This window comes from Streptosporangium sp. NPDC006930, from assembly GCF_040635605.1.
Classification (GTDB): Bacteria; Actinomycetota; Actinomycetes; order Streptosporangiales; family Streptosporangiaceae; genus Streptosporangium.
Map to the genome: position 1 here is coordinate 201,961 of NZ_JBEYID010000010.1, position 9,209 is coordinate 211,169.

A 9,209-nucleotide genomic window follows, 5' to 3' on the forward strand; every position below is an offset into this window, starting at 1 on the left:
CCGATCATGTGATCAGTCGACCGGTTGATGCCGAACGGACGGGAGGTTGATTATCGTCGGCGGTGTGGAGTCCTGGGAGCGGTCGCGACGCCGGTGGCAGCACGCCTTCTTCGCCTCATGGCTGGTGCTCACCTCGGCCGGCCCTCTGACGGAGGCGGGCCAGGTGCTCCCGGTGGTGCTGGTGGCCGGGCTGGCCGCCTGGTACGCGGTGTGGTTCGTGCTGCGCACGCCGCCCCCGGACGACGTGCCCACGCCGTACGTGCTCGGCGGTGGACTGCTCTGGCTGGGGCTGTTCGCGATCGACTCCTCCTTCCTGGTGGTCGCGTTGAGCGTCCTCGTGCCCTACTGCATGGACGCCGTGCGGGTCGGGCTGGTCGCGGTGGTGTCGTGCGCCGGGGGCTGGCTGTGGCATCGTTTCCACGCGACCGGGTCGATCACCTGGGCCGAGATCGTCATCGCCGCGCTGATCGCGACCAGCACGGCCGCCGCGGTCGGGTACTTCGGCTCGGTGTCCCGGCAGAGTGCCGAGCGCAAGCGACTCCTCGACCGGCTGCAGGTCGCGCAGGAGGCGCGGGCTGCGGCCGAACGGCAGGCGGGCGTGGCGGCCGAGCGGCAACGGCTCGCCCGTGACATCCACGACAGCCTGACCCAGGGGTTCGCCAGCGTGACGATGTTGCTCGAGGCGGCCCAGGAGACCCTGCCGGACAACAAGCACCTGACCCAGGCGCTGCGGGTGGCACGGGAGAATCTGGCGGAAAGCCGCAGGGTGGTGAGAGCACTGCGCCCCGGCCAACTCGACGAGTGCGGCCTGCCGGAGGCCCTGCGGCGGCTGTCCGGCAGGCTGTCGGACGAGACCGGCGTCCACGCGCACACCGTGATCACCGGCAGGCTCCGGCCGCTCGAGGCACGGGTCCAGGCGGAGCTGCTGCGCGTGGCACAGGAGGCGGTCGCCAACGTTCGCCGCCATGCCCGCGCCGAGCAGGTCACGCTGACCCTGTCGTACATGGAGGACCTGGTCGTGCTTGACGTCCACGACGACGGCGACGGTTTCGCTCCCGACAGGGCCGCCTCGGGACACGGCCTTTCGATCATGCGGGAGAGGATGGAGCAACTCGGCGGCACGCTGCTCGTGGAAAGTGCCCCGGGGGCGGGCGCCACGGTGGTGGCCAGCCTTTCCGCGGTGGCGCTGAGCGGGTCGCGATGACCGTCCGGGTCCTGATCGCCGACGACCACCCGTTGGTCCGCGACGGCATCCGGGCGGTCCTGGGCACCCAGGACGATCTGGAGGTGGTCGGCGAGGCGGTCTCCGGCACGGACGCGGTGCGTCTGGCGCGCGAATTGAGGCCCGACGTCACCCTGATGGACCTGCAGCTGCCCGGGATCGACGGCGCGACCGCGATCAGCAGGATCCGCGAGGACGACCCGGGAGCCAAGGTGATCGTCTTGACCGCCTACGACACCGACGGCGACATCTCACGCGCCATCGACGCGGGAGCCATCGGCTATCTCCTCAAGGACGTCGGCCGTGAGCAGTTGTTCGACGCGATCCGGGTGGCGGCGCGAGGGGAGAGCGCCCTGTCGCCGACGATCGCGAGCCGGGTGCTGTCGTGGGCGCGGGCCGACGCCCCCGATGCCCTCAGTGGCCGGGAGGCCGAGGTCCTCGGTGCGGTCGCCCAGGGGATGAGCAACAAGGCCATCGCCGCCCACCTGTGCATCAGCGAGGCCACCGTCAAGACCCACCTGCTGCACATCTTCGCCAAGCTTGGCGTGGACGACCGCACCGCCGCGGTGACGGTCGCCGCCTCCCGCGGCATCATCCGGCTGGACGGTCGGCCGCTTCAGCTGAGGTCGGCGGTGAGCCGGTCGCGTGGCGGGGAGGACGCGTGGTGACCGCCCAACTCCTGGCGGTGGACGCTCTGCCGGTAGGTCGCCGGGTCGTACTCCGGCGCGTCCTCGATCTCCTGCCTGGTCTGCGAGATGTGCACCTTGCGCTCGTCCTTGTCGATCCCGGTCACCGTGCTGGCCGGGAGCACGACCTTCCTGCCGGAGAGCCAGGAGCCGATGTCGGCCACGATGTAGCTGTCATCGGTCATGTTGCTCTCCTCCTCCACTCGGCCGACCTTGCCGTCGACGGCCTCCACGTCGAAGCCGATGACGCTCATCGTCTCGTCGGGACCGTAGACGCCCTCGCGATAGCTCCACAGACCTTCGCTCGTCATGTGCGGGCTCTCTCCTTGTCACGATGTGTGTGGCCCCCCGACTACCCCTCGCGGCCGAGATAAACGGTGCGGCGGATGGCCGTCCTTCGCCGGCTGTCAATCGTGCCCGGTCACCTCGGTCCGGAAATCCGGGATGTCTTTGTCGATGCTGGTAAATCGCAGGAATTATGGGCCTTTGCCGCCGTCTCGGAGGCCCATGTGGGCGCCGCGGCTCCGTACCGGAAACGGATGTAAGGACAATGCCCCGGACGGTATGCCGAATGGCCGCCCAGATAAGGAGGGGATCAGTGGTTCACGGATCGGACAGGGATCGGACAGGGATCGGACAGGGATCAGACGAGGATCACCGTCATGTCGCGTAAACGTCGCGACATCGTCACTGCGGTCCTCACCGTGGCCGGACCCGCCGCCACCGCCGTTCTCGCCCACGCCGACCGAGATCGAGCCAGACGGGAATGGTGACGGTACGCGCCCGAGTGGTGGGGACCGCTTGACCACACCGGGTGAAACCGTCGGGGAAGGGTTCCAGGAAAGACCCTCGCGGCCGAACCCGGGGAGAAAGACGAACCTGTGAGCTGCCTCACCTACCGTTTCTGATATATCTCCCGTATCAGTAAAGTCTCTCCGGTTATCCTTGCACCCGTGCCCGTGTACGTGGCCGTGGATCTCGGACCTGAGAACGGCCGGGTATTGACCGGCGAATTCGATGGTGAACGGCTCTCGGTGCGTGAAGTGCACCGTTTCGCCAACCGGCCCGTCCGCGTTCTCGACGGCCTGTACTGGGACGTGCTCGGACTTCTCACCCAGGCTCGCGGGGGCATCGCGCTGGCCGCCGCCCGCGACCGCCTCACCAGCGTGGGCGTGACCGCCTGGGGCGGCGACTTCGCGCTCCTCGACCGCGACGGGCGGCTGCTGGCCAACCCTCGCCACCATCGCGACCCCTACACCTCCGGACTGGCGGGACTCGTCTCCTGGCAGGACCACTACGAGCTGACCGGTGTCCATCCGGGTCCCGGCACCACGGCCTGCCAGCTGCTGGCGCACGCCGGTTCCCCGCTCCTGGACGCGGCCGACCACCTGACGATGGTGCCGGACCTGTTCACGCTCTGGCTGAGCGGCGAGATGCTCACCGAGCGGACGATCGCGAGCACCAGCCAGCTGCTGGACGTCAGGACCGGCCGCTGGGCGAACAGCATCGTCACCCGCCTGGGCCTGCCCCGCCACCTGCTCGCCGACCGGCTCACCGAGCCCGGCACGGTCGTCGGCCCGCTGCGCGGCGAGAGCGGAGGAAACGGTGGGAGCGGCAGGAGGGGTGGCGACCGGAACGGGAGAGGCCGCGCCGCGCCCATGGTCGTCGCGGTGGCGGGCCACGACGCCGCATCCGCGGCGGCGGCGCTTCCCGTCTCGTCCGGATCGGTGGGCTATGTCTCTTTCGGCCCCCGCTCGCTGGCCGGGCTGGAGCTCGACGCGCCGGTCACGAGCCGGGAGGCGAGACTGGCGGGCTTCACCAACGAGGGCGGTGTCATGGGGACCGTGCGCTTCACCCGAACCCTCAACGGCCTGCTGCTGCTTCAGGAGTGCCGCAGGGCCTGGGGGGTGCGCACCTCGTACGCGGATCTGGTCGCCGAGGCCGCGGCGGCACCCGCCTTCGGTCCCCTGATCGACCCCGGCCATCCGTGGTTCCTCGAACCCGGTGACATGCCGGCCAGGATCGGGGCCTACTGCCGCTCGACCGGCCAGGCACCGCCCGCCGACCGCGCGCAGACGGTGCGCTGCGTCCTGGAGAGCCTCGCCTGCTCCTACCGGTGGGCCCTGGAGCAGGCCGAGTTCCTCAGCGACCGGCGGGTGGAGGCCGTGCACCTGGTGGGGAGCGCGGCCTCCAGCGACACTCTCTGCCGGCTCGTCGCCGACTTCGCCGGACGGCCGGTGCTCGCGGGCCCCGTGGAGGCGACCGCCGTGGGCAACCTGCTGGTCCAGGCGATGGCCGAGGGCCGTATCGGCTCCCTCACCGAGTTGCGCGAGGTGGTCCGCCGCTCGTTCAGACCCCGGCCGTTCTCTCCCTCGGGGCAGCGGGAACCGTACGAGATCGCCTACTCCCGCTACCGGCGGCTGACAGGGACCGAGGGAGGCTGGAACGGCACGGAGCACGGGCCGGCCGCCGGGTACCGGATGCGCCCGGCCCGTCACGCGGCGTCGGCACCGCCGGTGACGTCACCGGCGACAGCGACGTCAGTGGGACTCGCGGGCGACCGCGTCACCGCTGGAGCCGACGAGGAAGTCGAGATCGGCTCCCCGGTTGGCCTGCATCACGTGGTCGACGTAGAGGCGTTCCCAGCCCCGTGAGGGCGCGGCGAACGCCTCCCGCATGGTCTCCGAGGGCAGGCGCCTGGCCAGGTCCTCCGGCGGGATGTCGATGTCCAGGCGCCTGGCCTCGACGTCCAGGACGATCGGGTCACCGGTCTGCACCAGGCCGAGCGGGCCGCCCGCCGCGGCCTCGGGCGCCACGTGCAGGACCACCGTCCCGTACGCCGTGCCGCTCATCCTGCCGTCGCAGATCCGCACCATGTCACGCACCCCGCGCTCCAGGAGCTTGGCCGGCAGGGGCAGGTTGGCCACCTCGGGCATCCCCGGGTAGCCTTTGGGGCCGCACCCGCGCAGCACGAGCACCGTGGAGGGGTCCACGTCGAGATCGGGATCGTCGATCCGCGCGTGCATGTCCTCGACGCTGTCGAAGACCAGGGCACGGCCCCGGTGGCGCATCAGCTCGGGCGAGGCCGCCGCGGGCTTGATGACGGCTCCGGACGGCGCCAGGTCGCCGTACAGCACGGCGATGCCCGCGGCCTCCTGCAGCGGCCGGTCACGCGGGCGGATGACGGTCTCGTCCCAGATCCGCGCCTCGTCCAGGTGGTCGGCGAGCGGCCTGCCCGTCACCGTCAGCGCCTCCGGGTCCAGCAGGTCGCGCACCTCGCGCAGCACGGCCAGCAGCCCGCCCGCACGGTGGAGGTCCTCCATCAGGTGCCGGCCGGCCGGCTGCAGGTCGGCCAGGAGCGGCACCCCGGCGCCGGCGCGGTCGAAGTCGTCGAGAGAGAGCTCTATGCCGAGCCGGCCCGCGATGGCCAGCAGGTGCACCACCGCGTTGGTGGATCCGCCGACGGCGGCCAGCGCCACGATCGCGTTGAGGAACGATCCCCTGGTCAGCAGGGCGCTGGGACGCAGATCCCGCTCGACGAGTTCGACGGCGAGCCGCCCCGTCTCATGAGCGCCCTCCAGCAGACGGCTGTCGGGGGCGGGCGTGCCCGCGATGCCGGGGATGGTGGTGCCGAGCGCCTCGGCGACGCAGGCCATGGTGGAGGCGGTGCCCATGGTGTTGCAGTGGCCCCTGCTGCGGATCATCGACGACTCCGAGCGCAGGAACGCCTGCTCGCTCAGGGTGCCCGCGCGGACCTCCTCGCTGAGCCTCCACACGTCCGTGCCGCAGCCCAGCTGCGCTCCGCGGAAGGTGCCGGTGAGCATGGGCCCCCCGGGAAGCACCACCGCGGGCAGGTCGACCGAGGCCGCGGCCATCAGCAGGGACGGGATGCTCTTGTCGCAACCGCCCAGCAGCACCACACCGTCGATCGGGTTGGCCCGCAGCATCTCCTCGATCGCCATCGCGGCCATGTTGCGCCACAGCATCGCGGTGGGCCTCACCAGCGTCTCGCCCAGCGAGACGACCGGCAGGTTCATCGGGACGCCGCCGGCCTCCCAGACGCCCCGTTTGACGCCCTCGGCCACCTCGTCGAAATGGGAGTTGCACGGTGTGAGATCGGAGGCGGTGTTGGCGATGGCGATGTGCGGACGGCCGTCGAAGGCGTGCGAGGGCAACCCTCGCCGCATCCAGGCTCGATGGATGTAGGCGTTGCGATCGTTTCCCGCGTACCACTGCGAGCTACGTCGTTCCGCCGTCACGTTTTCAGCCCCATTTGCCGAACGGTAGTCTACGGAGCCCGATTCTTGTACCTCTGTTACCTCTGTCCCCGCCCGGCGGTGCCGTCTGGAAGGTTCCAACCGTGAGAGCGTTCGTTGTGACCGGGCCCCGCCGCTTCGCCGTGCTGGACGTCGATCCGCCGGTTCCCGGCCCCGGACAGGTCGTCGTCGACGTGGAGCGGGCCGGGGTGTGCGGCACCGACATGGAGTTCTTCAGCGGCGACATGGCCTATCTCGAAGAGGACCACGCCCGCTATCCCATGCGGCTCGGCCACGAGTGGTGCGGGACGGTCTCCTCGGTCGGCGAGGGCGTCGACGGCGGCTGGATCGGCACCCGCGTCACGGGCGACACCATGCTCGGCTGCGGCAGGTGCCGCCGCTGCCTGGGCGGGCTGCAGCACGTGTGCGAGGACCGCTTCGAGATCGGCATCCGGGGCGGCTGGCCCGGCGCCCTCGCCGAGCGCCTGCCCGTGCCGGTCACGGCGCTGCACGCCCTGCCGGACGCGGTCGACGCGGTGGCCGGGGCCATGGTCGAGCCGGGCGGCAACGCGTTGCGGGCCGTCGAGGCCGCGGCCCTCGCCCCCGGCGACCGGTTGCTGGTGCTGGGGCCGGGGACGATCGGCCTGCTCGCCGCCGGGTTCGCCCTGGCACACGGGGCGGAGGTGCACATCATGGGCCTGTCGGAGCCGTCGCTGGAGTTCGCCCGCACCCTCGGGGTGCACGGGGCGTGGACCGCCGACCGGCTTCCCGGGCTCCCGTTCGACGCCGTCATCGACGCCTCCAACGCCCCCGGCCTGCCCTCCCTCGCCGTCGATCTGGTGGAGCCCGGCAAGCGGGTGGTCTACATCGGCCTGGCGTCGACCCCCAGCGCCGTCGACACCCGCCTGCTGGTGCTCAAGGACATCACGGCCGTCGGCATTCTGAGCGCCTCGCCCGGCCTGGCCGGGGCGATCGAGCACTACGCCTCCGGCTCGGTGGACCCCCGGCCGCTCGTGGCGGCCGTCGTCGGGCTCGACGAGGTGGGCGAGATCCTCTCCGGTTCCCGCCCCGCGGGCTCCGGTCCCGGCCCCAAGATCCACGTCGACCCCCGGGCCTGACCTGCCCTTCTCAGCCCTTCAGGCCGGTGTGGGCCAGGCCCTCGATGAACTGTCGTTGCGCGAGCACGAACACCACGAGCACCGGCAGGGCGGTCATCGAGGCGGCGGCGAGCTGGACGTTCCACATCGGCCCGCCGTAGGCGTCGACGAACTGGGTCAGCGCCTGCGGGAGGGTGAACTTCTCCGGCGAGGAGAGGTACACGATGGGTTCGAGGTAGAGGTTCCAGCTGTGCAGGAACGTGAAGATCGCGACGGCACCGAGCGCGGGGCGGGCCAGCGGCAGCGCGACCCGGTAGAAGGTGCCGAACCGGCCGAGCCCGTCCACCCGGGCGGCCTCCTCCAGCTCACCGGGCAGGCTGATGAAGAACTGCCTCATGATGAAGGTGGCCAGCACGCCGGGCGCGCCGAGGATCGGCACCAGGATGAGCGGCCAGTGGGTGTCGGTCAGCCCGAGCCCGTGGAACATCTGGAACAGCGGGACGATCGTGACCTCGCTCGGGATGAGCAGCCCGAGCAGTACGACGACGAAGAGGACGTTCTGGCCGGGGAAGCGGATGCGCGCGAAGGCGTACCCGGCCATCGCGGCCACCGCCATCGTGCCCGCCGTGACGACCAGGGCGATGTAGAGGCTGTTGAAATACTGGCCTGCGAAGGGCTGGAGCCGGAAGACCTGCCCGTAGGCCGAGAAGTCCCAGTCGGCGGGCAGCAGCCTCGGCGGGAAGGCGAAGATCTCGCTGACCGGTTTGAGGGACGAGGTGACCATCCACCAGGTCGGGAAGACGAACGGCACGCACAACACGCACAGCACGCCGTACAGGAGCGTCTTCAGCCGTACCGGTATCTCACGTCTCATTGAAGACCCACCTCCTGCGCATCCGCCACTGCACGACGGTGAGCAGCGCCACGATCACGAACAGCAGGACCGACAGCGTCGCGCCGTATCCGAAGTGATGGAACTGGAACGCCTGCTGGTACAGGTAGTAGACGAGGACGGTCGTCGACATTCCCGGGCCGCCCTGGGTGAGCACCGCGATCTGCGCGAACACCTGCAGCGACCCCACCACGGTGATGATCGAGGTGAGCAGGATGGTCGGGCTGATCAGGGGGACGGTGATCCGCAGGAAGCGGGTCCACGCCCCGGCGCCGTCCAGTTCGGCGGCCTCGTACAACTGGGCCGGCACCCCTTGGAGGGCGGCGAGGAACAGCACCATGTTGAGGCCGACGTTCTTGAGGACCTGTACGACGATCACCGAGAGCATCGCGGTGCCCTCGCCGCGCAGCCAGTTGGGGCCGTCGGCCCCGGCGACGGCGAGCAGGCCGTTGAGTCCGCCGTCGTCCTGCAGGAGAAACTGCCACACGATCGTCCAGGCGACGAGCGAGACCACCACGGGCGAGAAGAACAGCGTGCGGAAGAAGGTGGTCCCGCGCAGCCGCTGGTTGAGCAGGATCGCGAGGAGGAGGGCGAGGCCGAGGTTGAGCACGACCAGCCCGACGGAGAACAGCGCGGTCCCCGCGAGGACCTCGCGCAGGTTCGCGTCGGCGAGCAGCCTGTCGTAGTTCTCCCCGCCGACGAACTCGAAGGTCCCGGCGAGCACGTTCCACTCGTGCAGGCTGTACCACAGGACGAGTCCGAGCGGCAGGAGCACGAACAGCAGGCTGCCGAGGAGCTGCGGGGCGACGAGCAGGTATCCGACCAGGTTGTCGCGGCGGCGCGTGGTCCAGAACACCCGGCCTCCACCGCCGCCGGAAACCCGGCGAGCCCGGTGGGTCCGCCGGGGGCCGCGAGTCCGGCCTTCGGCCTCCGTGCCCTCCACCGCCCGGCGGGCGGTCCGGTCGCGGGGGTGCGGGCGGGGGGGGGCCCCCCCCGCGCCCCCCGCGGCGGGGGGGGGGGGGGGCCCCCCCCCCCCCCCCCCACCCGGGCAAGGGG

The 9,209-nt window shown here is 71.0% G+C and carries 8 protein-coding genes; 4 read left to right on the forward strand and 4 right to left on the reverse strand.

Features of this window, described 5'->3' with window-relative positions; genetic code table 11:
• The first annotated feature begins 64 nt into the window (after positions 1-64).
• Both ABZ664_RS19770 and ABZ664_RS19775 read left to right on the forward strand, forming a co-directional pair.
• A complete protein-coding gene (locus ABZ664_RS19770; RefSeq protein WP_362511406.1) occupies positions 65-1,204 on the forward strand; it encodes a sensor histidine kinase in 1,140 nt (379 codons plus the stop codon).
• Positions 1,201-1,890, forward strand: a complete 690-nt coding sequence (locus tag ABZ664_RS19775; protein ID WP_362511409.1) for a response regulator transcription factor — start codon at positions 1,201-1,203, stop codon at positions 1,888-1,890. Before ABZ664_RS19770 ends, ABZ664_RS19775 begins: the two co-directional genes overlap by 4 nt.
• On the opposite strand, the gene ABZ664_RS19780 is transcribed toward ABZ664_RS19775, so the two are convergent.
• On the reverse strand, positions 1,839-2,219 hold the full coding sequence (locus tag ABZ664_RS19780; protein ID WP_362511412.1) for a PRC-barrel domain containing protein: 381 nt from the start codon (positions 2,217-2,219) through the stop codon (positions 1,839-1,841). The two genes, ABZ664_RS19775 and ABZ664_RS19780, sit on opposite strands and share 52 nt — an antisense overlap.
• Before the next feature lie 723 nt (positions 2,220-2,942).
• Here ABZ664_RS19780 and ABZ664_RS19785 point away from each other — a divergent pair.
• Positions 2,943-4,562, forward strand: a complete 1,620-nt coding sequence (locus ABZ664_RS19785) for an FGGY-family carbohydrate kinase (protein ID WP_362511415.1) — start codon at positions 2,943-2,945, stop codon at positions 4,560-4,562.
• Here the strand turns inward: ABZ664_RS19785 and ABZ664_RS19790 are convergent.
• Positions 4,449-6,167, reverse strand: coding sequence for an IlvD/Edd family dehydratase (locus ABZ664_RS19790; RefSeq protein WP_362511418.1), 1,719 nt, complete (start codon positions 6,165-6,167; stop codon positions 4,449-4,451). The genes ABZ664_RS19785 and ABZ664_RS19790 overlap by 114 nt on opposite strands.
• Positions 6,168-6,268: 101 nt before the next feature.
• Between ABZ664_RS19790 and ABZ664_RS19795 the strand changes: the two genes are divergently transcribed.
• Positions 6,269-7,282: an alcohol dehydrogenase catalytic domain-containing protein gene (locus ABZ664_RS19795; RefSeq protein ID WP_362511421.1), complete on the forward strand. Its 1,014-nt coding sequence runs from the start codon at positions 6,269-6,271 to the stop codon at positions 7,280-7,282.
• A 10-nt stretch (positions 7,283-7,292) separates the two neighbouring features.
• Here ABZ664_RS19795 and ABZ664_RS19800 read toward each other — a convergent pair whose 3' ends face one another.
• Together ABZ664_RS19800 and ABZ664_RS19805 are read right to left on the reverse strand one after the other, a co-directional pair.
• The gene (locus tag ABZ664_RS19800; protein ID WP_362511424.1) at positions 7,293-8,135 is read right to left on the reverse strand and encodes a carbohydrate ABC transporter permease; all 843 of its coding nucleotides are present in this window, start codon (positions 8,133-8,135) and stop codon (positions 7,293-7,295) included.
• The gene (locus ABZ664_RS19805) at positions 8,125-9,009 is read right to left on the reverse strand and encodes a sugar ABC transporter permease (protein WP_362511427.1); all 885 of its coding nucleotides are present in this window, start codon (positions 9,007-9,009) and stop codon (positions 8,125-8,127) included. The genes ABZ664_RS19800 and ABZ664_RS19805 overlap by 11 nt, the downstream gene beginning before the upstream one ends.
• Positions 9,010-9,209 lie beyond the last annotated feature (200 nt).